Origin of the sequence: Pseudoalteromonas sp. GCY (assembly GCF_016695175.1) — a bacterium.
Classification (GTDB): Bacteria; Pseudomonadota; Gammaproteobacteria; order Enterobacterales; family Alteromonadaceae; genus Pseudoalteromonas.
Window position 1 is genome coordinate 3,667,777 of sequence record NZ_CP068023.1, and the last position, 26,702, is coordinate 3,694,478.

Genomic DNA, 26,702 nt, shown 5'->3' on the forward strand with positions numbered 1-26,702 from the left:
TGACCGCATTTACAAGTATCTGAACAGATTTTTGCTTAATATCGGTCTTCGGTTGTGCACTTTTGCTAGTTACTTAATATAAAGTAGTAGGATTTAAGCAAAACAAATAATTGGCGAGGAATTTTTATGGCTCAACATTTTGACTATATCGCAATCGGTGGCGGTAGCGGCGGGATCGCATCGGCAAACCGAGCGGCGATGCGAGGTGCCAAGGTGGCACTAATAGAAGCAAAGCACTTAGGCGGTACTTGTGTAAACGTGGGCTGTGTTCCAAAAAAAGCGATGTGGCATGGCGCTCAAGTTGCTGAAGCAATTAAACTATACGCACCAGATTATGGCTTTGATGTTGAACTTAAAAACTTCGATTGGGGTAAGCTGGTAGAAAGCCGCGAAGCCTACATTGGTCGTATTCACCAAGGTTACAACAGCTACCTAGCAAAAAATGGCGTCACCGTGATTAATGGCTTTGCCAAGTTTGTTGATAACAACACCATTGAAGTCAATGGTGAGCACTACACTGCCGATCATATCAATATTACCGTAGGTGGCCGCCCAACGATCCCTAATATTCCAGGCGCTGAGCATGGTATAGATTCAAACGGTTTCTTTGAGCTTAAAGAGCAACCTCGCCGCGTAGCTGTTGTGGGCGCGGGTTATATCGCGGTAGAGCTTGCGGGCGTATTGCACAGCTTGGGCACAGAAACCCACCTATTTGTTCGTAAGCACGCTCCACTTCGTAACTTTGATCCTATCTTGGTTGAAACCTTAACTGAGGTAATGGAAAAGGAAGGTCCAACGCTGCACACTCACTCAGTGCCACAGTCAGTGACCAAAGAAGAGGATGGCTCAGTCACCTTACATCTTAAAAATGGCGAGTCGTACACCGTAGACAAACTGATCTGGGCAATTGGCCGTGAACCAATGACAGATCTTATCAATCTCGCTGCGACAGATGTAGAAACCACACCTAGCGGCCATATTAAAGTCGACGAATGGCAAAACACCACAGCCAAAGGTATTTACGCGCTCGGTGATATTATGGATGGTGGTATAGAGCTGACTCCTGTTGCCGTGAAAGCAGGTCGAATGCTAGCCGAGCGCTTATTTAATCCAGAATTGCCAAACGCAAAAATGGATTACGATCTAGTCCCTACCGTCGTCTTTAGCCACCCACCGATTGGCACCATTGGCCTAACAGAGCCAGAAGCGGAAGAAAAGTACGGTAAAGACAATATCAAGGTCTATACCTCTACCTTTGCTGCTATGTACACCGCGGTCACTCAGCACCGCCAACCATGTCGCATGAAGCTTGTATGCGCAGGCCCAGAAGAAACCGTAGTTGGCCTACACGGCATCGGCTTTGCAGTAGATGAGATGATCCAAGGATTCGCCGTCGCAATGAAGATGGGCGCAACCAAAGCAGACTTTGACTCGGTAGTCGCAATACACCCAACCGGTTCCGAAGAATTTGTTACCATGAGGGGTTAGTGTAGGAAAAGCATCTTACACACGTACATAAATCTGGAAAATAATTAATCACTGTCCATACTGGATAGATGGGCAGTGATATTTTTCAGAGTGATTTATGACATACCTTGTACACTCCAGCGATACTTTCAAAGAGACTGAGCTACAAAAACTGGATAATGGTACATTCCATTGCCTCCCTTCCAATGACAATATCGGTTCGCTGCCAACCCTCTTTTCGCAAGATGGTGTATTCAATCACGAAGCCAACAGCTACCTGTTTTATCTCAAAGCCGTAAAGAAGGCAAAAGACTTATCTCCCTGTGCACAGGCCTTGCGTGCCTACTACCAATTTCTTGAGGATAAAGGGTTGAATTGGGGTAAATTCCCGCCAGTCAAACGGCTCAAACCAACTTACCTATACCGCTCTCACCTGCTCAAGCAAATAAAGCAAGGCGAGCTTGCACACAGCACCGCCAGTGTTCGTATGAACCAAATCGTCAATTACTATAAGTGGCTAATGCATGATGGTTACTTACGCGTAAAGAGTGAGAAGGAAGCGCCATTCAAAATGGAGTTTGTCTCTGTTCAGAACAGTGGGATATTTGCCCACATATCCCCAACTTTCATTGTTGCGACCAGTGATTTACGCATAAAGGTTCCGAGGGATGCGGATAGTAAAAACATCAGACCACTATCTCCATTAAGCCGTGATGCTCTTGGTATTTTAACTCAACATCTTCCACAGACGTCTGAAGAGTTACGCTTACAAGCCTTGCTTGCAATTGATACTGGGATGAGAGTTGAAGAAGTAGCCACGTTATCATTAGATGCGTTAGATACTGCAACTCCGCTTGCTGAGAGCCAACATCGCTTTGAAATTCTGTTATGCCCCCGCTCAACAGGCGTACAAACCAAGTTCCTAAAAGCTCGGTCTGTCGAGATTTCATCGGACTTGCTCCAAGCATTGAATGAGTATCGATTTTCAGAACGTCGCCTGAAGCGTACTACTAGGCTCAACGAGAAAATAGAACAATTAAACAGCGATGCTTCCTCCTTCAACCAGAAGACCATTGAAATACTGGAGCGCTGTGACCGTCATGAACCATTATTTGTTAGCCAACAAGGCAACCCTGCTACGGGGAAATCCATTGAAGCTCGATGGATTGAGTTCAGAGCAGAAATAAAACAGGCAGAGTCATCATTTTCCCATCGCTTCCATGATTTACGCGCCACCTATGGCACCTATCGCCTCAGTGACTTATTAGAGGCTGGATTGCCCGTTGTCGACTGTATGGAGCTTCTAATGGGCTGGATGGGGCATAAAGATGAAAGTACTACTTGGAAGTATTTACGCTTTCTAAAACGCAAAGAGGCGTTCAAAGTGAAGTTTGGTATCCTCGATTCCATCATGCACGACGCACTGGGAGGTAACGATGACTGAGCCAACCTACCTTTCTGGCTGGAAACCAGATCTTTGCTTTCAACTAAATACTAACAACTACGTTTTAGCTGACTTGAACCGCCTGTTATTTAAACACTTTCCTCCAACTAGCAAGCTTCAGCAAGGTTATCAATTCGAAGACGCTAACCGTAAACAGTTTGTCCTTAAATTAAAAGAAAGAATTAGTGAGAAGATAGATGAAGGTTCCAGCCATATATCTATCTATGGGGTTTTTATTGAATCATCACAATATCTTCGATGGTGCGATAAACAGAATCAGTCAGCATTTAGTCAACTGTCACTTGAAGGCTACATGGAGCATTTGCAAACTCGTGTCATGCTAGGGGAGTTAAAAAGAAATACATATAAAGGCAGAAGGGGAAATATGGTAACGCTGTTCACTAGATACCTTGATTTGCCACACAGCTATTTTAATAACGTTGTTGTCATGGATAATAGCGATCGAGAACCATTCGAGAGCTATACACGTAGCGATTTAAATCAGCTACTTCCTTTCCTAAGACGCCTTTTCAATCAAACCTATTCACAGTTTATTCGAGATCCTGAGAAGCACATTCATGCACCAAGAGTCGTGCCGACTATGACCTTTGAGTGGCAAGGTAAAAAATATCCACTTTGTGGAGGATTATCTAAGATGATGTGTGCTGCCACATACCTATTGGCTTATTACACTTATGCCAACACAAGCACCCTATTGCAACTAAAGCAACCCAACAATGCTTCGATATCTACAGGTGAAATCTGGTACACAATGCCAGCTTTCAAACGTCGTGCCTTTAAAACCATTCAAATTGAAATTGGCGAGCATGAATTAGAGATCCCCAAGTATGCCATGACTTTTTTCGACAAATTACTAAAGGTATCAAGAATAATAAGCAACGACGAACAAGCAACACTTCTTCAGACCATTTCACCGAAAAAGATACAACCATTACAGAGCGGTACTCTACAGGCTTTTATTAAACGTTGGGTCGAAAAAAACTTCACATTCACCGATCAAACAGGACGGCGTTTACGCCCTAACATTTGTCGGTTTCGTGAAACTGGAGCTCAGCTAACTGCTTACCATCAAGGGGAAATGGTTAATAACTTAATGCTTAACAATACGCCCAGTACCCGTAGGCGTCACTATAGCGAGGGAAATAAGCTAGCCAATAATGGTATGATGCAAGATACGATGTTAATTCGGGAGGAGCAGGTCAAAAGCAGCGTCAGCACCAAGCAAGCTCAGGAAAACCTCAATATAGAGGTGCTGGTCATCGAGGAAGAGAACAAGATTAACTTTCCTGACTTAAGCCGTATCTCTAATGGCGGCAGTTGCGCCTCCCCATTTGGTGAAAAGTCTCAAAAATACACCAAGAAAGCTCAAACACTGGGGCTTGCTAGGGAGAGAGAACGATTAGCCTGTGCAGACCTCCTGGGGTGCTTTGGTTGTCCTGAGCAAGTGATTGTACAGTCGGTCTCAGATATCTGGTGCCTGCTCTCATTCAAAGCTTGTATTGAGGAGTCACTATTCCTTCATCTGGATGCCAGCCATTACCAAAAGAACTTTAATAATATCGTACGGTTCATTGAGAAAAAAATACTACCGAACATAAATCAGCACATCTTGAGACAGGCAGAAACCAAACTTAATGATGATGGCCTGCACCCAGCATGGAGCGACAACGAGTCAGTTTTAAGCTTAATTCCAAAATCACCAGTCGAGGTAGGATAATGGATACATCTAAACTCTACTTACTCGATTTCCCACAGCAGCATAAGGTCACGGATGTTGATGTAGTCACGCTCTACCATGAAAGAAGATTTAAAGAGTTGGACGCCGTCGTCATCTGTAAGGATCACGACGGTAAAGTTACTGCCACCTTTGGACAAAACAGTTGGAACTGCTTACCTTTCTCTCGAAAAAAAGATAACAACAGTCTAAATTTTGAGGAACTTAACAGTTTCCTCATGTTACAGCGGGAACTTAAGTTATTGAGTCTTGGCTGGCTATTTAATAAGAGTCCGAAACAGAGGAAAGCAATAGAATTTTCAAGTGTGCGAAGTAGATTACGTAATATGAATGTGGTTTATAAATTCTTACTAAAAAATAAGCACAGTTCATTGAAATGTCTTTCTTCATCAGTGATATGGTCTAAGTTCGAACACTTTTTACAGGAAAATAACTATGCCCAAGGAACCATCGAATCTACTTTTGTGGCAATAAACGCAGCCATAAATGATGAGTCATGGCACAAACTTCAACTTGGCCTCAATCCAATAAAATCGAAAACTGAAGCAAGACGGATAAGTATCAATGAAGCACAACAAACTCTTGTTATACCTGAGCGTCTATGTGATGCAATTTATGGAAAAGCTATAGAATTGGTCAACGGTGCTCACCCACATAGACAATTAATTTTGGATATTGAGAAGTCTCTACAGCATAACTATGAAGAGGGAGTACGCAATCTTGAAGAAAAAATAAAGCAAGGGAACCGTTACTCCTTCATGGGTGAGGGCGGTAGAATTGATAAGAGAAAATACATTTCCGCAGCTCAAGTATTACAACCACATAAAGTAAAAGACCTTGTCGCTCCATTAGCAGCTAAAGTGCCAAGTATTAGACTAAAAAATGGAACGGACTTTAATCGCTACTGGGGTCAACTAACTAATGCTTGCTATATCGTTTGTGTAGGTTTTAGCGGTATGCGAGATTCCGAAATCGATAAATTAACGCCTAAAAGTTATTACAAGGATAGCTTTGAAGGACGTGATTTCCACATGCTGCAATCTCACACTTTTAAGTTAGGCCATAAGCGAGAAACATGGGTCACAGCCTCGTCTTCCAAAACTGCAATAGAGTTAATGGCCACATTAACTGAAGAATGGCGCAAAGAAATCACTTACCCAGATAAAAAATACAGAGACTCCATTTGGGTAAATAAAGCATACCGCTCCAAGCCCCCCGCATTAATTACAGGCTGGAATCACCGACTACAACGCTTTTGTAAACAATTTAATTTCATTGTAACTGAAGAGGATTCCGCTGAATGCTTTGAGTCGAACCCTCGCTCATTTAACCGTATAAAAAAAGATGTAACTGTTGGAAATCCATGGCACATGACAACTCATCAGTTCAGGCGCACCTTGGCTTTTTACTGCATCAAGAACCGCCTAGGGACATTAGTAGCGATAAAACAACAGTTCAAGCACTTATACCTCGCGATGACCGAGTGGTACACCAATGGTGGAAAGCTGGCGAGTCTACGGGACCTGAAAGTAGATGAGCAAGTGCAAAAGGCACTCGATGAAATCAATGCAGAAACCACAGCAAATAAAATATTTAAACAATGGCACTCTGATGAAAAACTATCTGGTATATACGGTAAAGCAATCATAAAAATGCGGGGGGATGTACCGACCATTTATAGCTCATGGGATGTTATCTATAAAGCCGTAAAGGATGGTAAGTTGACACTGCATGGCTCAATGCACAGCTATTGTAAATCTGGTTATGACTGCGATATGGACGGTGTGGTCACTCCCCAATTCTGTGTGGACTGTGGGTCTGGTAGTAGCATCATTGATGAACAACAAGCTAAGTGGTGGCAGAAGAAACACCACAGCTTGGTTGCTTATATGGAGTCTGGAGAAGAAATTTCGGTAAGTGAGCTGAGCCACTATATCACTCAAGTAAGAGCCGCTGAGAAAGTCATGACTGACTTTGATATGCCCTTCACCCCTTTCGAACCTGATTTGAAGGGAGCGAACTTATGAATAAGAGTCAAAACACACTGCTAGCACTAGAGGCTGCTCTAGAACGTATTAAACAGGGCAAGCCTAAGCGTATTCCAACCACGCGAAAACTTAGTGTAAGAGCAGTTGAGGAAGAAGCAAATCTAGGTAACGGCAGCGGCTATTACTACCCTGAGTTTGTAGAAAAGGTTAAAAAAACTAAAGCTGATATTGCAGCAGGAAAAGGTGAGACAGTCCAACCAGAGATCCAGGCAGTACGCATAAAGCTCAAAGAGCAAAAGCGGATAAAGGAAAACTATAAAGAGAAGTATGAAGCAGCCAAAGAGCAGCTAGCTTTGTTTGCCGCAGCGCAGCACCACCTCAATGATAAGTTAGTACAAGCGCTAACTAAAATCGATGAATTAGAGTTTGAAAACGAAAGCTTAAAAGCTGAGTTGGTCGAGTTTAAAAGGAGTAAAATAGCTTCTATCGACTCAATGAAGTCTTAATTTAACCAGTCAGATTTGGTTGGTAAAGTGCAACTAAATTTGACTACACTCTTGTGCCAATGGTGGGCGGTAGTAACGCCAAAACAGCGATGAACATTTATTGTAGGACAAAACTTAGAAATATGTGTAAAAACAGCCTAAATTCAATCTTTATCAACGGCTTTTTATTACTCAAAGCAAGTTACTCATAGCCGTTCCAAATTATCTAAAACGAAAAGTTAAAAGGAATAAATGAGTTAATTTTTAGCCACATATAAAAGGATATATTACAGATGCCACAGAACACAAAATATGTATATCACTACACAACAATAAAGGGCTTGGAAGGAATAGTTAAACATAGAACTCTAAGATTTACAGACCACCGTTTTTTAAATGATTTTGGTGAGTTTGTGCGAGCATATGAAAAACTAAAAGAGCTTGAACCTAAGATGCAAACGATTCTAACTGACTTATACAAGACTCTAAACGCGAGTTATTCGCTTGCTTTCTGTTGCGTGTCAAAGACTTGTGACTCTCTCGCTCAAATGAGGCTTTACGGTGATGACTGTAGAGGTGCAGCTATTGCTCTCTCAACCAATACATGGGAGCTAGCTAGCGAGTCAAATGGTCGACTTTTTCCTGCCGTTAAACTGTTTGATTCACCGAATAATTCGATATTTCGAGAGCCTGTATTCACACAGCTTGAGGACTGTGAATATACGGATCTAGATCATTACTGCACGCAAATTATTGACAACCACAAAGAGTTCCTAAATCAGCTAAACATTAGCAGTGAAGGAATCGTAAATTTACGAAATCTCTCTGCTTTGGAGGCAGAAGAACTTTTTAAATTTCTCGCGGACATCGCAAAATGGAAAGACAAGTCATTCAGTGAAGAACAAGAAATGCGATCTATCGCACTTGTACCTAAAGATAACTTATTGTTCGAAAGTCGAGCCAACGATATCCGACCTTATTGGGACTGGCAAACACAAGGAAACAATCTTGACCATCTGATCTTGGGAGTGATCTTAGGTGCTAAATGTTCAACCAATACTGCAGGCTTTCTTGCATACAAGTTAGGTTCAAGCAATTATTTTAGAGAACATCGCTCCCAAATAGAATGGAGGGAAAAGGTAGGTGATGAAATGTTCGACGTACTTGAACCTACAAATAATTACTTCTGCTTCAAACAAAAAACAACGTATCAATAGTTTAAACTGTAGTAACTAGGATTTGAGCTAACAGTATCAACTAATAAGTATAGAATCCAACTGATTGGCAATTATGTGCTAATTGAGAGAGTTGATTTTGGCGAGGGTTCATTCCTCGCTTATTTAAAGTTTGGCAATATCTCAACGTCGAGAAAAAGAATAGCAGACGGTCGATTTAACACTCTTTTGGACATTTAAGAGTTACGTAATTGTCGTTTACTGTAAATCTACTGAACTTTTGGCTTGAACACCTTGCCAGTCAAATAACTCAATAAGATCACTGAATGATTGAGCTGTATAGTTTGGTTTCGAGTCACTTAAGGCTTTTTTAAGTGATTCTTCTCTTTCTACATCTGCCGGTGTCCAGTGTGTGATAGAGACTAAAAGCTGCCAGAATTCTGGCGAATGCTGTTTCCCATACTCCGCCCATACTGAAGAAATACCAGCTTCATTAGCCATAGAAATATCTTTAACAATTGAGTCACCTATGTAGACAGCTTCGCTTGGTTGAACCCCTTCTTTTGAGCAAATATCTAAAAGTAGGTTGGGATTTGGCTTGAGCTCATTTTTTGATAGCAACCTTAGTGAGTTTTCGTGTTTTTGAAGCCACTGAAGCGTATGCTCATCTAAGTCATCATGAAATTTATCTTTGGGCGCATATAAGTGACTGAAATATCTTTTTATCCCTAATTTTTCTAAACGGTATAAGGAGTTTCTTACAGGGGCTTCCGTATGTGCGACAATTTTGACTCCTTTTTGACTCATGTACTCTAAAGTATCGATAACACCACTGTAACACTTTAGTACTTTTTTTCTCTTCGAGTTAAAACTGTATAGTGCTTCATCTAAATGCAGCTTCAGTACTTCTTTGTCTTTAGTTTTATATTTTTTTTGAATAGAGTCTAACTCGAAAATAGAAAACGGGTATTCGGTATTACTGTGGTACTGGTGAACTTGCTTAAAATCATCAACAAGTTCATCGCGATCTATCCCTGTGATTTCAACTGTTTTTTCAAGCATTGCACCAAAAGATTGGGCGAAAAAACTAACCCAATCGTAAAGTGTATTATCTAAATCAGTAATCAATAATTTTTTCATATTTATTCCAAAATTATGGGGTTTCCGTCTTCCATAACTCTATTTTCGTTAATAGTGTAAAATTGAATAGCTATATTTTTATTTGAGAAATCTAGTTCCGCAAGTTGGTTTAAGTGTCCCGGTATAAGGTGCGTGTGGTGCGCACTGGTACTTCCTAATCCAACTAACCAGACTGACTTTCTATCTACAAATGTATGGTCTTCCAATTTAACTACGCTTCTCTGGTGAGTATGACCATGCAGGATCACGTCTACATCATGCTCGTAACACCACTTTATAGTAGCCTGAGAATCATATACATAACTACCGGGTGATGATGTAACTCCCCCAAAAAATGAAACAGTTTATAAGTAGAATTTTCCATTAACTAAAATAGGAAAATTTACGATGAGAAAAAGCAAGTTCACCGAAACCCAAATTGTCAGCATGATCAAAGAAGCTGAGGCGGGTATTCCTGTTCCAGAAATCTGCCGCAAACATGGTATCGGCCAAAGTACGTTTTATAAATGGCGCTCAAAATATGGCGGGATGGAAGCTTCAGACGTTAAGCGACTTAAAGAGCTTGAAGAAGAAAACCGTAAGCTAAAAGATATGTTTGCAACGCTTAGCCTAAAGCACTCGATGCTTGAGGATATCATCGCAAAAAAGCTGTAAAAACAAGTAGGCGCAGAGCTTGGGTAGAGCATTTAAGAGCTCAATTTAACGTCAGCGTCGCATTTGCTTGTGAAGTGGCAGGGCTAAGCCGCTCAGTTTTTTATTACAAACATAAACGGCCGTCAGATGATGAAGTTATCGACGCATTACTTGCGCTGGTAGAGCGCCATCCTAGGTGGGGGCTGCCTAAGCTATTCAAAAGGCTTCGCAATAAAGGTAAGCCGTGGAATAAAAAGCGTGTTGAACGCGTTTACAACATGCTAAAACTAAACTTGAGACGTAAGGGGAAGCGCCGTGTTCCAACAAGAACACCTGAACCATTAAGTGCACCGACACAATATAATGAATCGTGGTCAATGGACTTTATGAGTGACGCATTAAGCTATGGACATCGTTTTAGAACACTGAATGTGCTGGATGATTTCAACCGACAAGCACTGGCGATTGAGGTCGATACAAGCTTAACTTCTGAACGAGTTATTAGAACGCTACAACAAATTATTGCTTGGCGAGGAAAACCAAAGCAGATTAGAGTGGATAATGGTCCAGAATTTACTTCAACGGCACTCGAAGATTGGGCAATGAAAAATGACATCAAGTTGGAATTTATAGAGCCAGGCAGTCCTTACCAAAATGGTTTTGTGGAAAGGTTTAATCGGAGTTACCGTGAAGAAGTGCTAGATTTATACTTGTTTGAGTCACTGCAAGAAGTACGTGAAATCACTGATGAGTGGTTAGATATTTATAATTATGAGCGACCTCATGATTCACTAGGTGATATGACACCGGTTGGTTACCTTGAGGCTGCATAAAATTCTACGAAATAGCTGTACTAAATTGGGTGGAGTTACAATGACCCAAGATAGGGTGTATTGCTATATTCAACAGGCAACAAGTTGTGGTGTACCACTACAATTCTTATGGTTCCGTATGCTTTAGGAATCGTCCACCCCATTTCTTTTGCAGCATCTACACGCTGGTCTTCACCAATTAATCCATTGCCTTGAAACAGATCTTTATATTGTTGCATTCGGTTTGAATTAAGGAAACAAATGTCTACAGACCTTTGTTGATTGACAAGAAACTTCTTCCCCATAGAAAGGTACTGATTAGGTGCGGTTGAAGCAACTGCTTCAAAGTGTGCTTCATAAGCAGCGACAGAAATTTCTGAATTTTCTATTGCTCTCAGATTATCAATCTCTTGTTGTGATAGCCTGTCCGGTGCATTTTCTTCTCCTCTTTGTAGCATTTGATACTTTTCTAAGGCACTTTTTTGTTCTTCTGTTAATTCTCCATTATATGCGAGGTCATGATTGCCGGGGCAGAAACCAATTTTATCGAAGCTTAGCTTAGTGTTTGAGCATAAGTACTCATAGAAATCTGAAGTCTTTCTAAACTCAGATGCAGAAGCTCTCCATGTCATATCACCAGAGACTATTAGCGCTTGAATTTGCTCTTTAAATTTATCTTCAATCAGTCGCTCAAGAGATTGATCTTGAAGTCTGTTATCAAAACCGTGTTGGTTGTCACCATCGGAAAAGTGTAAATCGGTCATCCAATGGAGTTTGGATGTGTAAACTTTACTGTGATTCTTCGGAAAAACACTCGGGTTAACACTATTATTATTATATAAGAGTATTTCGTGCGAGTCGTGCTCTGAAGCCACATAATCAGTCAAAAACCAAATAGTTCTGTCTTGATGTCTTAACTCATCAGGGCTAATAACACGCTTGTTAAAGAAATCTTTAAAGGGCTCACTTTCTTTAAATAGTCCATAGTTATTACCTTCGTAACTAAATTGATTAAGTATATCTTTTACGCTAGCGTTACCTATTTCGTTAATTGATGTAAGTCTAAACCAAGCTTTAAAAGACCTTTCTCTGTAGTAAGATGGCGTATATTCAGGTTCTGGGCATTCTATACCCGATGGTGCATTGTCGAACCTTATCGCAGATAATTGGGCTCGAAATAGCTTATTTTGTCCACTATCGAACAGAAATATTTCTTGTTCCCCCTCTGCCAATAATTCTTGAAAGTCATTAAACTTCGATGGGCATTTTTCGCCAGCTTTGCACCACCATCCCCAATAAACAAAACCATTATCTTCAATCATTTTCTTATGAATATTAATAGTGCCATCAGGCGGGGTAACGAGATCTCTAAACCTAAGTGCTAACTTTGTCATAATTATTATTCCTTTTTAGATATTCCGATACTGCTCTAAATATTAACAACAGGCGCAGTTTTGTTAAACCCTAGCTGCAACGCTGTCATTAACGGGGAAATGGATATTAGTTCTTCAGCTAGTTTCTACCAGGGGTAAAAGTGACTCTCAATAATCTTCATAATTTATAGTTGAGTCAACTCATATTGGGGCATTCGCCTAAACACGTTTAGGCGCAGAAACGAGTTACGCTGATGCTCCGCTCCTGGCACTGAACAGGCTCCGATTTAATAAATTCCTACTTAGCGAATCTGACAAATTAAGTTAAAACTTGTTCACTCAAAAGTACTTTTCAGAGTGTTGTGCTTGCCATGTATTTTTAACTCTTTGGTATCATGCTCAACGCTGCTTTGACTTGGTCTTTCTTTGCCTCATTAAATAAATGAGTATTGGTAATAAGCGTATTAATTGCCAAACCATTTTCAGCTGATTGTTTACGAATACGCTCTTTAGTTGCAAATGCAGACTTTTACCGGTGATAAACATCTTCCCACCAATCATGCCCATATCTTTTTCGCAGACTAGTTTTAATTGATCTAAAGCGAACTTTACTGTCAAAACCTTCTGCTGACGCTAAGACACTTGCCCATATCATACGCAGTTGCAGATCATTCGGAATCCACTTTTGATCGCGAAGCTGGCCAATCACTTCAGGGTGTAAATATAGCGTTCCCTCAGAGGCTTTTCGTTTTATCCACAGAGGTTGAGCTGTTTGAAATGCTACTTTCTTATCTTGCGCACTATATCCTTGACAATGTAGCTTCCATGTTTCCAACTCATCTATTGACGCTAGTTTCTGTATTAACTCTTCCATGGCTCAATTTCTCCGATAATTGCCTACACTCTCACACTTTCAACTTCTGCGGGCGTAGATTTTTTCCACACTTTATCTTTACGGCCATTAGCATTTACGAGAGCCGGCTCTATACCGTCCATATAGTTATGCTCATAAGTGATTTCTTTGGTGGGAGTTTTTAAAACGGCTTTAATGCTTACATGGCAACTTTGCCCATCTTCCAAACCAGCGATATGGTCCGCTTGTTCAGCGGTCAAATTGCCTTCAACAAGAATAACATCGTTAAAAGATAATCTAGGGACTATGCACCTATGTATGAAGTTGTCACATTTAACATTCACACCACCATAGTTAAACTCAATAGTTATTTGCTTTATCGTGATATCAAACGGATTGAAGTTTGCGCCTCGCAACCAAAGTTTAAACTTGGGTAACCCATCCAGCCATAACTCGAAAGGTTTATGTCTTGGACGCAGATCAATGTTCATATTATTTGCAGTGTGACTTTCCAGATAAAAAATACTAATCACATTGCTATAAGTTTTAACTATGACCTTTATGAGAACTTTTAGTATTGCCTTTACATTCAGTTTTGCGAACCACGCCAAGAGAACTACACCAATACCACTAAAAATCCACTCTTTGTGATCCATCAACATTTCTATCATGCAAATATCCTTAAATTAGTGCCGTTATGCACTCATGAGCGAGACAGACTAATTCACATTTATTTAGTGACTTAGCTTCTAGTACTGTCAGATTGAGCTCGAATTAATGTTATCTACTCATTGTTAAACAATCCTACCTTGTTCTACAAGTGTTAATTTTTAGTATCAAAGATATACCCATGGAGGGAGCGCAGCTGTCTTGTGCGACACACGAAATTAAAATCCAGTCGCAAGCAGAAAGTTACTCTAAATAGCAGGAGATTCGCCTACAGGGTATGTGAAGCTAGTTGCAAGGTTAGAGGTGGTATATTCAAATGAGTTAAGGGCAACCCAAGAAATAAGTTTACAATTAGCTAGTACTCAGCAACTAAAACAATAATCTCAGTTCAGTACAGCTCTTTGGCAAATATTGACGCTGCCTTGATGAGGATATCACGCTCTTTTGACACCTCTTCGAGGCGCTGTTTTAATGATTTAACGACCAAGCTACCGTTTGAGCTGTCATCTTGTTTAGCCGCTTTGATCCAAGCATATAACGTGCTTTGGCCTATCTCCAAGTCTTTAGCTACTTCAGCTACTCGCTCTCCCCCGGACAGTACTCTTTTTGTCGCCAATAACTTCATTTCATTTGAGTAAGTTTTACTCACTTTCATATTCCCCGATCAAGGCTTAGGATTCCTAAGTATACATGATAGAGTAAAGCTTAGAGAATCTAAGTACCAGCTTTTTATTATGATTTACCTTTGGATTTTATTAACCCCCTCCCAATTAGGCTTAAAGAAGCTAGGACAAGAGCAAATATTTCTCAAAGAGATTTGGGAATTAGAATTGGTCTGGAGCCAGGCTCTGCGAGTGGGCGTATGAATCATTACGAAAAAGGCAGGCATACACCTGATCTGCAAACATTAAAACGAATAGCTGAAGAGCTGGGTGTTCCGCTAAACTACTTCTTTTGTGAAAACGATGAAATGGCCAAGTTTGTTATTTTATTTGAACAGCTATCTAAGGCTGAAAAGCTTGAGTTAATCGACCAATTAGAATTAAGCATCAGTTCAAAGACCTAACAAAATCTAAATCTTAACAGTTTAAATCTCTCTTATTTACATAATTTTGCACTTGCGTTAGACTTTTCTTGTTACCACTCGGGTAATTCTCCAGCCGACTGAACCAAAGTAGCTTATTACGTTGCGTGATGAGGCTGCCTGTGGCAAACACAGGCACTAAATGGAGATTTGCCGATGAGACCAAAGATTGTGCATGTACGTCAGTACACTCGATTTCGTCTAGGCAAGCTTGAGGTTGTGTGTAAGCACCGCCGCTCGCTACCAAGACGATAAGTTGAATGAATACCTTAGTGGTAACATCCTATGAATGCATCATAGAGTCGTAATGCTCTTCCTCGTTACTAGTAACAAAAATCAACCTAAACCTTTCCAAATATACATCTGGTGCCACATCCACCATCAAACCTATGTTTGTCGGATCTGAGTGAGAACCTCGATTAATATAGCGATAAAAGGCTTTGTGCCCCTGATCCATTTCTTTTTCCGTTAGTTCATTTAAAACATCAGCAAGTTTGCTTTTTTTACGAACAAATCCAAAATAGTATTCAATGATATTTCTCATCACATTAGGCAACACAACTGTAGCAGCTCGACCGTCAACCACATCTGTAGTGGCATAGTTAATTTGGCCACCCATTAAGAAAGAAATGTTATGCTATTTGCATACAAATTTGGGTGAAAAAATGACGAAATTAAAACGCGCAACGTATTCTGCTGCAATCAAATTAGAAACAGCTCAGCTTGTAGTTGATCAAGGCTACACGCAAGAAGATGCAGCCAAAGCTATGGGGGTTGGTAAATCAACTGTAAGTAAGTGGGTAACTCAATTAAAGCAAGAACGGAATGGCCAGTCCCCATTAGCTTCACCAATGACACCCGAACAAATTGAAATCCGCGAACTTAAAAAGCAAATCCAACGTATTGAATTAGAAAAGGATATATTAAAAAAGGCTACCGCTCTCTTGATGTCAGACTCCCTGAACAATTCTCGTTAATTGAGAAATTAAATCAACGAGAGCGTTACCCAATTAGCGTGTTGTGTAGCGTATTCAATGTGCATCGCAGCAGCTATAAATATTGGGCCATACGGGATACAACGCCAACACCAGAGCAAATAAGGCTAGAAGCTGAAGTTAAAGCCATACATGCAATGAGCGGCGGTTCAGCTGGGGCACGGACAATCGCAGCAATCGCAACGAATAACGATTTTGAATTAAGCCGTTATCGCGCCGCTAAGCTAATGGTTAAACTAAAACTAGAGAGCTGCCAAGTACCACAACATCAATATAAAAGGGGTGGTAATGAGCATCTTGAAATCCCAAATTTGCTAGATAGGCAGTTTGATGTTGTTGAGCCGAATAGGGTGTGGTGCGGTGATGTGACGTATATTTGGACAGGCAATCGCTGGGCCTATTTAGCGGTCGTTGTTGATTTATTTGCACGTAAAGTCGTTGGTTGGGCAATGTCGTTGTCGCCAGATACTAACTTAACGCTAAAAGCGCTTGAACTCGCGTATGAAAGCAGAGGTAAACCAAGTGGATTGATGTTTCACTCAGACCAAGGAAGCCATTATACAAGCTTGAAGTACCGCCAACGTTTATGGCGCTATAAAATTACACAAAGTATGAGCAGGCGCGGAAATTGTTGGGATAATGCGCCAATGGAGCGATTTTTTAGAAGCTTTAAAACGGAGTGGATGCCAAAGGTTGGATACGAAAACTTTAAAGATGCTAAATATGGTGTGAGTGATTATATCAACGGATATTATAACAACGTTAGGCCTCATCATTATAATGCTGGTTTAGCGCCAAATGAATCTGAGGTTAGATACCAAGATTCTAAAACTGTGGCCAAAATTAGTTGACCACTACAACCTCGGCTCAACACAAAGTAGTTCTTTTGCTCTTGCTCTCTTGAAGCTATAATTTCAAAGCCTGTGATACCAAGGCTTTTTAGACTTTCGTTAATTCTATCTATCGTATCGTCAATATTTGAGGTTTTAGAACGAAGAGTGCTAATCCTGTTGGCAACTTTAAGACCGATCTGTTTCACTCTCTCCAGTTTATTTTCTAAAAGCCTAATCTCACTACTTTTTTCTTCAACTATACGCTGTTTCAATGAAAAAATTCCATCAGTGTGGTACCTTAGAGAGTCCCACATCCGATTTCTAATATCTTTTTCGTTTTCTTCGAATTTTTTGATTTTTAATGCGACTGAATCAACGAGTTTATTAATTTCATCAGCTAACTTATTGATTGGGTTTAGCTTGTCGCTACAATCATTAAGCTCTATACCTAGACTAGGGCTTTTTACCTTTGATTTTATTAAATCAAGGTTGTCCCGGTAGGCTCGCTCTAATAGTTCAATTAGGGGATCTACATCGTGCTGTTCTTGGTCGTACATCGAACAATTAGTAAATTCTGTTTTGATAGAATCTATATATCGCGTGAAATTCTGGCAATAAGAGCTTTCAATAGCCTGAACCTTTTCTACTCCGTGCTCATATGTTTTATCAAACAAAGCTGAAAGCTCACTACGGAATGATTCATCAATAGTCTCTTTTTGACAGAACGGACATTTTGTTTGATGCTCCTTCAAATACTCCTCTTTACCGCTTTTTACCCAGTACAAGTTATCTAGCTTTGCAATGAAATCACATAGCTGACTGTTAGTCGACCCAACTATCGGTTCAGAAAGCACAATTATGTCTTCCAGTGAAAGCTCTGGAGGAGCCGGTAATATAATGGCTTTTGGTAAGTTCTTATCGAATTGATTTAAAGATTGATATTCAATATCTAAATCATTTATAGATTGACTATTTTCTCCTTTTTGCCTTTCAACTTGCTCATAAAACTTGCGCTTGGGTGTCTTAAAGGACTTTAAGAATGGTTCCAGAGAGCTTTTTTCAATTACATGCTTTTGTTTAAAAACCTCATCAATGGCGGATTTTAACGCATCATCTTGCGCTTGTTTGGCTAAAGATATGTCAGACTTTATCTTATTATAAATAGCTAGGAGCTTTTCTCTAAGCTTAGACTTCTCTACTACTCTGGCCTCTAAATCAGCATTATCTTTGCTTAACGTAAATACACCTTCTTGCATTGAACTATTTACAAAGTTGTCATCGATAAAGGATTGGTTGTACACCGTTGGAGAAAAACTTCCATCAATATTAAAATTGCAACTTGGAAATCTATCAAGGTCGTAAAGAAATTTAGAAATCGTAGATTTTCCAGTACCATTCAACCCAAATATCAGGGTATTTTGTTTTTATATATCAATAACTTCTGATTCTGTAGGATGGTCAGGGTGAGAGCATACTTCGTTAACGACCATTAACCGAAGATAAGCTCTGCCCTGAATTCATCGTCAAAACTGGCCCGAACGCACTTACCACGTATCGAATCTTTACGACCTGTGTGCTGTTTTACCAAGTTGCGAACGACCCGTCTGAACAGCGCCATGTTTTCCGCCGAAATCGGCTCACTGATCTGGCAAGCATCTTCCTTAAACACCACATCCAGTACCCAATGCTGCTGGTTCTCGATGTGCCAATGGTGGCGGATAGCTTTTTGTAACATCTGTGCATCAGGCTCAACTGAAGTGACATAAAAGTGCGTGTCTATTTTTGTTATCGACTCGGATTTTTTGTGTCTTTCAACCGCGACTAGCGAAGTGAGTTCAGGCCATTTTTCTCTTATCTCTTCAGGCAGATTGTCGGCCTTCAGAACATAAGTGATGCGTGTTTCCTGACGTCCATGACCATTGCTGACTTGTACATCTTCAGGCAAATTCTTTTCTTCTTCAAAGGCTGTTTCAAAACATGAAGTGACTGCTTTATAGAGTGTTTTCTGATTTGCTTTGACCTGAACCAGATAGTCAGCCCCTCTTGAAATCAATGCTGAAAGTGTCGCTTTCTGACAATGTAGTGCGTCTAGTGTGACGATAGAATCTGAAATATCGAGCACATCTAATAAGGCCCTAACTGCCGGTATCTCATTGGACTTATTTTCTACCGTTCGCTGATACAAAGTTAAACCAGACTCGCAATCAAAAGCAGACACCAAATGTAAGTTATCCTCACGTTTTTTACTGGCACCGCGCAGGGTTTTGCCATCAAACGCAATAATTGGCTTACCAGACTGAGAGCGCTGTTCGTTGACCCAACTGAACAAGGCCAAAACCAGAGAGTCAGTTTCTACTGTTTTAAGAATACGTGCAATGCTATGTCGCGTTGGAATACCGTGCTTAAATGCTCTGAACTGCCTGAGCCAAGGCAGTTTACTGTGCCCGAACACCTCGATATCTTTCCAGCCTTCACAACCAGATAAAACCGCCGAGATGATAAGAAACAAAACATCAGCAAGATCATGATGTTGATTGATAGAAGAACGCTTATCTTCAACAAGTTCAAGGTGGCTAAATAACGACATAATTAACAAGTAGATAGTGATAATGTGGGCGTTATTAGATCAGAAAAAGACCGAGTGTTAAAGCCTTTTTACAAAGTGTGATCCCGCCGTGGTAGGATGGTAGCTTGTTACACCTTTAATTGAGATTGATTCACTCAAGTTAGTATTCCCTCTAAGTTGGCTGAAACTAGTGTTCATAAATATAGTAATACAGCTTTATCATCTCGCTGACCAGCAATAGTTGATGTATAACTTCGTTAGCCCGTTTCTCATAGCTAAGAATGGTTGATGTAGACCAGCAATATCAAATCAGGCAATCAAGTTCTAAAAGAGAGAAGTATTCTGTTAAAAAGTTATGCTAATTTTTTCTGGATTCTGATATGGTGAAACCTAGATTTTCTAGAAAATGACTAATAAAGTTCGATTGTTCTGGAAAACACTAATAGCCATTATGATTAAAGGCTTTACAGAAATCTTCCAGATTCTACGTGTGGTAGTAGTTTGCTACTATGCGATAACAAATTGATTTTATTGGTTATCAGATAAGAATAAAACGCGAGCGGCAGACAAGCTCGCGTTTTTTATTTCCACCCAGCACCTCAACACTAGCACTCATTCGGTATGCGAAGCAGCGTCATCCAACGCTGATAAAAGCTTCACCTAATGACTTCTAGAAAGATAACTACACCTACATCAATCCGATTAGCAAAGCTCTTCCTGTTAGAGTCGGTAACCCCCACGATCAGCACGCGAGCTTAACCGCGCTGAGCTGAATCGCTGCTATAAAAGCCCGCAGCGCATGGCGGGATAATAGTTTGTAAACAGTGTATTATATCAACTCACTCTTCTTTGTCTTCAAATCTATCAAGAGGTAGTGAAATTGAATATATGCACCCTTTATTGGCTTCAGATTCAACTGATAGCGTCCCTTTCAGGGCAAAAACAACTAAGTTATACACAATACTCATTCCAAGTCCGGTGTGCTCTGCAGCACCTTTTTTTGTGGTATAGAAAGGCGTAAATACTTGTTCTTTTGTTTCAGTGGTCATCCCTACACCATTATCTGAAAATGTGATTTGAAGCGCTTTTTGTGAGTACTCAACTTGTACTTTTATCCATTGTTCTTCAAGTTGTGCTTGATCAATATTTGCAAACCCATGCGTAATCGAGTTTGAGATTAAGTTATTGAATATATTTGTGATAATATTGATATCTGCTTCAAAGCTACAGATCGGACATTCTATATATTTTTTTATGTTTTTTAGCCCAAGTTGCTTTTCGTATCCCTCAAAAACTCTGTATAGAAACTCGCGAAATTCTATTACTTTAGACTCGGAATAGAGCTGAGAGACGGAAATCTCTTTAAATTTCCGTGTTAACTCACTACAGCGATTTAATGAGCTTTCAATTAGCTTGTTACTTTCTATCGCTGACATTATGAATTGATTAAGATGACTTGGTGTTAATTTTTTATTCTCCATCATTTGATGTAAGGTCTTAGTTTGGTCTCCAATAATACTACTAGAAGTTAGTGCTACCCCTATTGGAGTATTCATTTCGTGTGCTACGCCAGTTACTAAGTGGCCAATTGAGGCCATTTTTTCAGACTCTGCAAGTCGCTGTTGAGTTTCGAGTAAACTGTTAAGAGTACGTGCATTATTCAGTGCGACCGCAGCGTAAGCACCAATCGTGAGAAGAATTTGTATACTATTTTCGTCATACGCGCCTTGACGCTGGCTTTGAATACTCAAGCACCCAACCACTAACTTGTTAATTTCAAGAGGTAAATAAATAATCGACTCACATTGTGATCCTGCAAAAGGCTCAGGCCGCTTACCTAGAATTTGTGCTTGTTCTTCACCATTCTCTGCGTAAAATAACTGGTTTTTTGTAACACACCATGGACCTGGCCTGTCAGTTTTTCTCAGGTCTAGACTACGGTAAGGTAACTCTTGTCCATCCTCATAACTTGCAATATAGTCAAGTGTTTCCTTTTCTTCATTGATAATCCCAACCAAAAACACATAGCAATCCATTATGCTCGATATATTGTTGTAAAGCTGTTTAACTACTTCTTCAACCTCTAAATGAGCAGTCAGCTTTTTTCCAATTAGCCCTAGCTTCTCTATTTCTTTTGTTCTTTCATCAACTAAGTTGTTTAATCTCTGCTGCTCTTCCTTTAACTTTTTCACCTTCACCCAGTTAAAAAGGCTATTAACAAAATAAACTAGCAATATGAGTAGCGACACAAGCACAATTTTAGTACTCGTTTTTTCAAAAAACTTTTGTTCCTTAATTATCGCTAATTCCAGCCGCTTTTTACTCCACATGCCATCACTATTACTGCCTTTTACAACAAAGCGATATTCTCCACCATGCAGGCGGGGGTAGGTTACTTTCCTATTGGTACCAACACGCCAACCTTCATCATATCCTTCAAGCTTATAAGCATACTGATTTTGTAACGGTTGAAAATAATCAAGCGCAGAAAACTCTATATCTAGAGTTTTAACATCACTGTCAATCATCAACCTGTTAGACTCAGCACTCAACTCTTCACCGTCAGCACTTATTCTGGTAAAAACAAGCTCAGGTTCGTACGAATTTCCTTCATACTGTTCCGGGAAGGAGAGAATAACTCCTTTGCTTCCTCCTCTGAGAGTTAAACCGGAGCCTGACTGGAAGCGACTCCCATTCCAATGATCCCCGATGTCCCAACCTGCTGCTTTTTTTAGTTTATTATAAGTCCAGTGTTCAGTATCAATGATAAATTTACTGGTCCAGACCCTCCCTCGACGATCCTGAAGCAAGTTTGACCCAAGGTTCGTATTATCAAGACCTAGCTTCTTATTTACACTGTCGAAATAATATTTTCCCGAGTTTCTTTCTGTTAGCTGATATATACCATCGTCATTTTCAACCCATAATATACCGCTATTATCAATGAGTAAGCTGTTCACTGGTGCCTCGCCCAAGTTACTTGCGGTGCCTGTGCGTTCGTTGATTGCTAGCAAAGTTCGGTAGTCTTCACTTAACTGGTACAGTCCGGTTTCAGTACCGAGCCAGTAACCTCCTTGCTCACCTTTCTCCATCACGATAATACCTAGCTTTTCTGTATGTGGCACGTTGGATAGCACCTTTGAATCCTTTTCGTATTTGAATAACCCCCTACTACTTTTGATCAATACAGTATTATCATTAACAATAAAGACACCTTCATAAATAACACTTAGCTCTTCCTCATTGCCAAGCACCCTCTCAAGTCTCGCCAATTCGGGATTATATAGATAGACGCCATCTATCGTACTAATCCATAAGTCTCCGTCTCTATCTTCCGACATACCATATATTTCAGCTTGATTCCTTGCATTGAAGAATGAGTCTGATTTCACCTTGCCACTGTGAGGGGATGCCACCTCTAACTTGCCACTTCCGGAGCCCAGCCATAGTTCTCCATTTTTCCTTACGGTTAATGCTAAAATATTTTCAAAGCTAAGCCCCTTCCCCTTGACTGCACTATACTTCAGTGTCCTGATGTTTTGATTCCCTCTATTAAGCTTATTAACACCAGCCCCCCAAGTACCAACCCAAATGATCCCAGAGACGTCTTGGATCATTTCACCTATTTTGTCTAGAGATATTGTAGAGTAGTTACTAGGGTCATTGTTTAATGTTTCGAGTAACCGTAATGTACTGCGATCTATTATGTGAATCCCATTGCCGAAGGTTGACACCCATATTTCATTATTGTGGATTTTTAAGATATCCATTACAGGCTTAGTCGTTAGGGAGGCTGTACTTGTTTCGTTAATGACGAAGTGAATGCTGTTGTTATTGAGTTTTAATCTTGCAATCTTGTTCGCTGTGCCAACCCAAAGGTATTCTTCATCTAAAAGTAGTGAGCGAACATAGTATCCATTAAATTCTGGTATGCTCGTACCTGAAAAACGCTTTTCACTAAAGTCAATTTTTAACCTACATAACCCATCTTCATTTCCCGCCCACAATATTGACTCCGACTGCCAAACAACATATCTTACAAAATTGCTACTATAGTTACTGTCACACCCTTTCACTTCAGTGATATCAAGCGTATTTCCATTATTAATGTCGATAATCGTAAGCCCGCCTTTTGTCGCAACCGCAACGAGCCCGGAATCATGACCAGATATTTTGTACACTTCATTACCAAGCAGCTTATAAAGGCTATCATCAGAAGCACTTAAGTTTATAAACTTCTTTTTTTCAACATCTAAAATTGAAACGCCATTACTGTATGTCCCCAACCAGATATTATTATCAGGTGCTTGCCAAATAGTATCGACGTAATTTGCTGTTAATGAATTCTGATTATTTTGATCTTTCCTGAATAAGGTATAATCATACCCATCAAATTTCACTAAACCTTCTTGTGTCCCAAACCAAATAAATCCTGCCTTATCTTGGAAAACCGCTGAAATTGTATTGCTAGGGAAGCTTTCAGTGTCCAATCTTTCAAAGTGCAGCTCTCCCATTCTAAATAAAGTGGTACTTAGATCATCGCTTGCATAAATTGGACTCTTTATTAGAGAAAAAAACAAAAGAGAAAAAATGAAAGGTTTAAGGATCGATTTCATCACTAACCAATTAAAAAGGCATTATTTTCTTACGATAAAGAAAAATAAAAACCACCATTATGGACAAAGCTGCATATTGCACCTTTTCGCTTAATTCATTATCAACCTGTGTACAGAGGAGTACGACTTACTCATACAAGACACTAATCCTGCCATTTAAGCTGTCTAAACTAGAAATAACAAAGCTGTTAGCGTGAAACTTTCTGCCTCTACTGGAGCATGTATTAAGTTAATTCGATACTTGTTAGCAACCACTCTTAAGCTTCTACTACAACTAAGTGTAGCAATGAATTTAAAGATTGCTTATCTTCCGTCCTGAGCTCAAAGCAGCGTCAATTTAGATAAAGCGAATTAGTTAAATAGCATGAGGTTTGGATAAGGAGTTAACTTATTGTTTTTATATATGACCTTAAATTCCAACCTTTCCTAGGCTGCTAAAGAGGCATTTGTTACCCGAAGCTCAAGTGAAATACATTATTACAACCAATTAAAGGCTAGATTATTAAGTCAGTGTGTGATTCTACAAACTCTCAAAAAATAATGACTGGCAAAAAATATGCAGCTTATGCAAGCACCTCTGTAGCCACTAAAGTGATTGAAAGTCATCTAGACTTATAAAAGCTATTACATTCAACGCTAAGGCCATAATGAGTCTGGAAAACCATTTTCCAGATCTCAAAAAAGCCCAAATTTCTTTGCGATTTTTCACTGTTTTTGGAAAAGCCTTCTAAGCTAGATCGAGTGTAGGTTTCCAGAGTGTTTCCAGATTTGGATGTACAGAGATACTATGAGGTAACAAATTGATTTAATTCATTAGATCTTAAAAGTAAAAAGCGCGACTAGGTTTCTATCTCGCGCTTTTATAAGTTAACCCAACGCCTCAAGCGTTCATCTGGCAAATTAGATAAGCGCAATCATTGACTCGCAAGTTCAATCAACGCCTTCTTAATGAGCTCAGGATGGGTAAATGGGATCAAGTGCTCCGTTGAGGCAATTGGTAAGTATTGCCCACCACTGGTTTCAGCAACTTCTTGCGACCATTTTCTCCCCTCCGCTTCCCATTTCATTAGATTGGCTTTAACTTCTTCAGAGTCTGCATTCACGATATCTAGCTTTTCAAACTTACTGTCTATCACTGAGATCGGAACACTGCTGTCTGGCTGCCAGTTTCTTACTAACTCCAAATCATCATGGTAGTTCATCATCTCGTGTACTCGAGTAAGTTGAGCTTCAATACTATGGCGGGTTTGCATGATGTGATTGAAATATTGCCAATCCATGTAGTCTGCAAACTCGCTTCCTTCAAGTAGTGTTTCAATATGCGCCTGTTCTTCAGCTATTTTTCCATCCATTTTTTCTTGCCAATTACCTGCAGCAACATGATCAATCAAGTCTTGTCCGTATTGACGATAAACATCAACAGGGTAACCTTGATACTGAGCAATAGAATGTGGCAGTAAAATATCAGGGTCTAACCACAACATGCTTGCTATCTTTTGTTGAAACTCCTGTGATTTTTGCATTGCAATTAGCGGCACCGAGTTACTATTTGCGTAACTCAACAAATGCACATCACTGAGATTGAGCTTTTCAAATAGTACAGGGAGATCGAGTGCAAATTTATTCATGGAAGGCGCGTCATCAACACTACTTAATCCCTGCCCTAGCCTATCAATGACGTAAACATTAAAACTGTCTGCCAAGTAAGGCTGTAGTAACGCGAACCAAGCACTGTCACTATGAAAATGCATATTCGCGCCCGAGAGCATGACCACAATTGGTTTATCAGCGTGCTGTTTTAATTGCCGCACATGGTAATAATCGTTATTTACTGCGATAAGATCAGAACCTTGGGGCAGCGCATAACGACTTGTCGATTCAAAAAATGTCATTATCGATTCGGTGGTTTGGACAGGTGGTAAATTCCAGCTATGACGAGCCCCGTCTACACTAATTAGCTGCGTTTGAATATTGCGATTAGGATAGTGAGTTAGCGTCACGCCTTCCGCTACTTCTTCATCAACAGATAAAGCAGCCTCATAGTTTAGATTAGCAATAATTTTAATTGCTTGAGGTGACGAGAGTAGCCCAAAATTTGCGTGACTTTTGCCATTGTAAGGCAATACCGAGTCTGCTTTACCGTGCATAATTCGGTAGTTTGTAGGTGTCGAAAAATTACAGCTATCACCTAATTGGTAGGACATAGGTGCGGCAACCGTTACTATCGCATTAAACGTCTCCGAGCGGTTACATAATAGGTTTTGTACGAATAACCCGCCTTGAGAAAAGCCGGTCGCATAAATTTCACCGTCAATGACATCATATTTGGCTTTTATTTCCGCAATCATCTGATCAACAAAGCCTAAATCATCTACACCTAAACGATGCGCCTTGTTACAACCGCACCCTTCATTCCATTCTTCATTTTTTGACTTAGGATAGACGACGATGTAATCATCGCTTTGTTCATGTAATTTGGTCATACTAGCCATACCGTAAGCAGTGCCACCAGAACCATGAAATGCTAACATCAGCTTGTACGCTTTATGTGGCTTTTCAATCGGCTTCATATAATAGTAACGCTCATTAAGTTGATGAACCTCTAAACCATTTACGGGCTTTAACACTCCGTCATCATTGCTTGACGTCTTTTTGCTGTCGCTACTACTGCCGCAGCCCGCGACTAAAGCTGCGAGCGTTAGACCTAACGCCTGTTTTAAAAACATTCGACTTGTCATGTTGGCTATTCCTATTTTATTGTTTTCATGTACTCTAAATACCTTGAAAAAAGGCGCGACGAATTCACATGAAAT

Annotated in this window: 20 protein-coding genes; 9 read left to right on the forward strand and 11 right to left on the reverse strand. The window is 40.1% G+C overall.

Features of this window, described 5'->3' with window-relative positions:
* Nucleotides 1-126: 126 nt before the first annotated feature.
* The 6 genes from gorA (at nucleotide 127) to JJQ94_RS21880 (ending at nucleotide 8,357) form a co-directional block, all read left to right on the forward strand.
* Nucleotides 127-1,488: a glutathione-disulfide reductase gene (gene gorA, locus JJQ94_RS21855; RefSeq protein ID WP_099031712.1), complete on the forward strand. Its 1,362-nt coding sequence runs from the start codon at nucleotides 127-129 to the stop codon at nucleotides 1,486-1,488.
* 97 nt (nucleotides 1,489-1,585) lie between these two features.
* Nucleotides 1,586-2,911 carry a tyrosine-type recombinase/integrase gene (locus JJQ94_RS21860; RefSeq protein WP_099031711.1) on the forward strand — a complete coding sequence of 442 codons (1,326 nt, stop codon included), beginning with the start codon at nucleotides 1,586-1,588 and terminating at the stop codon, nucleotides 2,909-2,911.
* Nucleotides 2,904-4,649 carry a hypothetical protein gene (locus tag JJQ94_RS21865; RefSeq protein ID WP_099031710.1) on the forward strand — a complete coding sequence of 582 codons (1,746 nt, stop codon included), beginning with the start codon at nucleotides 2,904-2,906 and terminating at the stop codon, nucleotides 4,647-4,649. Before JJQ94_RS21860 ends, JJQ94_RS21865 begins: the two co-directional genes overlap by 8 nt.
* Nucleotides 4,649-6,694 carry a hypothetical protein gene (locus JJQ94_RS21870; protein ID WP_099031709.1) on the forward strand — a complete coding sequence of 682 codons (2,046 nt, stop codon included), beginning with the start codon at nucleotides 4,649-4,651 and terminating at the stop codon, nucleotides 6,692-6,694. Before JJQ94_RS21865 ends, JJQ94_RS21870 begins: the two co-directional genes overlap by 1 nt.
* The gene (locus JJQ94_RS21875) at nucleotides 6,691-7,161 is read left to right on the forward strand and encodes a hypothetical protein (RefSeq protein WP_099031708.1); all 471 of its coding nucleotides are present in this window, start codon (nucleotides 6,691-6,693) and stop codon (nucleotides 7,159-7,161) included. Before JJQ94_RS21870 ends, JJQ94_RS21875 begins: the two co-directional genes overlap by 4 nt.
* Before the next feature lie 272 nt (nucleotides 7,162-7,433).
* Entirely contained in the window at nucleotides 7,434-8,357 is a 924-nt protein-coding gene (locus JJQ94_RS21880; RefSeq protein WP_099031707.1) for a hypothetical protein, read from the forward strand.
* 216 nt (nucleotides 8,358-8,573) lie between these two features.
* Here the strand turns inward: JJQ94_RS21880 and JJQ94_RS21885 are convergent, their stop codons facing one another.
* Nucleotides 8,574-9,455, reverse strand: a complete 882-nt coding sequence (locus JJQ94_RS21885; RefSeq protein WP_099031706.1) for an HAD family hydrolase — start codon at nucleotides 9,453-9,455, stop codon at nucleotides 8,574-8,576.
* Nucleotides 9,456-9,457: 2 nt separating this feature from the next.
* Entirely contained in the window at nucleotides 9,458-9,733 is a 276-nt protein-coding gene (locus JJQ94_RS24450) for a hypothetical protein (protein WP_442960342.1), read from the reverse strand.
* Nucleotides 9,734-9,842: 109 nt separating this feature from the next.
* Here JJQ94_RS24450 and JJQ94_RS21895 point away from each other — a divergent pair.
* Nucleotides 9,843-10,921 (forward strand): IS3 family transposase gene (locus JJQ94_RS21895; RefSeq protein ID WP_201435418.1). Its coding sequence is split into 2 segments (ribosomal slippage): nucleotides 9,843-10,095 and nucleotides 10,095-10,921, totalling 1,080 coding nucleotides; the frame shifts between segments, so codons are not numbered across the junction.
* A gap of 35 nt (nucleotides 10,922-10,956) precedes the next feature.
* Here the strand turns inward: JJQ94_RS21895 and JJQ94_RS21900 are convergent.
* The 4 genes from JJQ94_RS21900 to JJQ94_RS21915 form a co-directional block, all read right to left on the reverse strand.
* Nucleotides 10,957-12,294, reverse strand: coding sequence for a metallophosphoesterase family protein (locus JJQ94_RS21900; RefSeq protein ID WP_099032049.1), 1,338 nt, complete (start codon nucleotides 12,292-12,294; stop codon nucleotides 10,957-10,959).
* 508 nt (nucleotides 12,295-12,802) lie between these two features.
* Nucleotides 12,803-13,147: a hypothetical protein gene (locus JJQ94_RS21905; protein WP_236596532.1), complete on the reverse strand. Its 345-nt coding sequence runs from the start codon at nucleotides 13,145-13,147 to the stop codon at nucleotides 12,803-12,805.
* Nucleotides 13,148-13,170: 23 nt separating this feature from the next.
* Entirely contained in the window at nucleotides 13,171-13,797 is a 627-nt protein-coding gene (locus JJQ94_RS21910; protein WP_099032050.1) for a hypothetical protein, read from the reverse strand.
* Nucleotides 13,798-14,183: 386 nt separating this feature from the next.
* Nucleotides 14,184-14,444, reverse strand: coding sequence for a transposase (locus JJQ94_RS21915; protein ID WP_172439993.1), 261 nt, complete (start codon nucleotides 14,442-14,444; stop codon nucleotides 14,184-14,186).
* A gap of 96 nt (nucleotides 14,445-14,540) precedes the next feature.
* Here JJQ94_RS21915 and JJQ94_RS21920 point away from each other — a divergent pair, with 96 nt between their 5' ends.
* Nucleotides 14,541-14,861 carry a helix-turn-helix domain-containing protein gene (locus tag JJQ94_RS21920; protein ID WP_099032052.1) on the forward strand — a complete coding sequence of 107 codons (321 nt, stop codon included), beginning with the start codon at nucleotides 14,541-14,543 and terminating at the stop codon, nucleotides 14,859-14,861.
* A 301-nt stretch (nucleotides 14,862-15,162) separates the two neighbouring features.
* Here JJQ94_RS21920 and JJQ94_RS21925 read toward each other — a convergent pair whose 3' ends face one another.
* On the reverse strand, nucleotides 15,163-15,498 hold the full coding sequence (locus tag JJQ94_RS21925; protein WP_141557637.1) for an AAA family ATPase: 336 nt from the start codon (nucleotides 15,496-15,498) through the stop codon (nucleotides 15,163-15,165).
* A 46-nt stretch (nucleotides 15,499-15,544) separates the two neighbouring features.
* Here JJQ94_RS21925 and JJQ94_RS21930 point away from each other — a divergent pair.
* Nucleotides 15,545-16,725 (forward strand): IS3 family transposase gene (locus JJQ94_RS21930; protein WP_201435439.1). Its coding sequence is split into 2 segments (ribosomal slippage): nucleotides 15,545-15,803 and nucleotides 15,803-16,725, totalling 1,182 coding nucleotides; the frame shifts between segments, so codons are not numbered across the junction.
* On the opposite strand, the gene JJQ94_RS21935 is transcribed toward JJQ94_RS21930, so the two are convergent.
* The 4 genes from JJQ94_RS21935 to JJQ94_RS21950 all read right to left on the reverse strand — a co-directional run bounded on the left by JJQ94_RS21935 (nucleotide 16,650) and on the right by JJQ94_RS21950 (nucleotide 26,627).
* Nucleotides 16,650-18,107, reverse strand: coding sequence for an AAA family ATPase (locus JJQ94_RS21935; RefSeq protein WP_201435440.1), 1,458 nt, complete (start codon nucleotides 18,105-18,107; stop codon nucleotides 16,650-16,652). The genes JJQ94_RS21930 and JJQ94_RS21935 overlap by 76 nt on opposite strands.
* A gap of 89 nt (nucleotides 18,108-18,196) precedes the next feature.
* Nucleotides 18,197-19,294 (reverse strand): ISAs1 family transposase, encoded by a 1,098-nt coding sequence (locus JJQ94_RS21940; protein ID WP_201435408.1) that lies wholly within the window; start codon nucleotides 19,292-19,294, stop codon nucleotides 18,197-18,199.
* An 818-nt stretch (nucleotides 19,295-20,112) separates the two neighbouring features.
* On the reverse strand, nucleotides 20,113-23,889 hold the full coding sequence (locus JJQ94_RS21945) for a two-component regulator propeller domain-containing protein (RefSeq protein WP_099030770.1): 3,777 nt from the start codon (nucleotides 23,887-23,889) through the stop codon (nucleotides 20,113-20,115).
* Nucleotides 23,890-24,803: 914 nt separating this feature from the next.
* Entirely contained in the window at nucleotides 24,804-26,627 is a 1,824-nt protein-coding gene (locus tag JJQ94_RS21950) for an alpha/beta hydrolase (RefSeq protein WP_099030769.1), read from the reverse strand.
* Nucleotides 26,628-26,702: the final 75 nt, after the last annotated feature.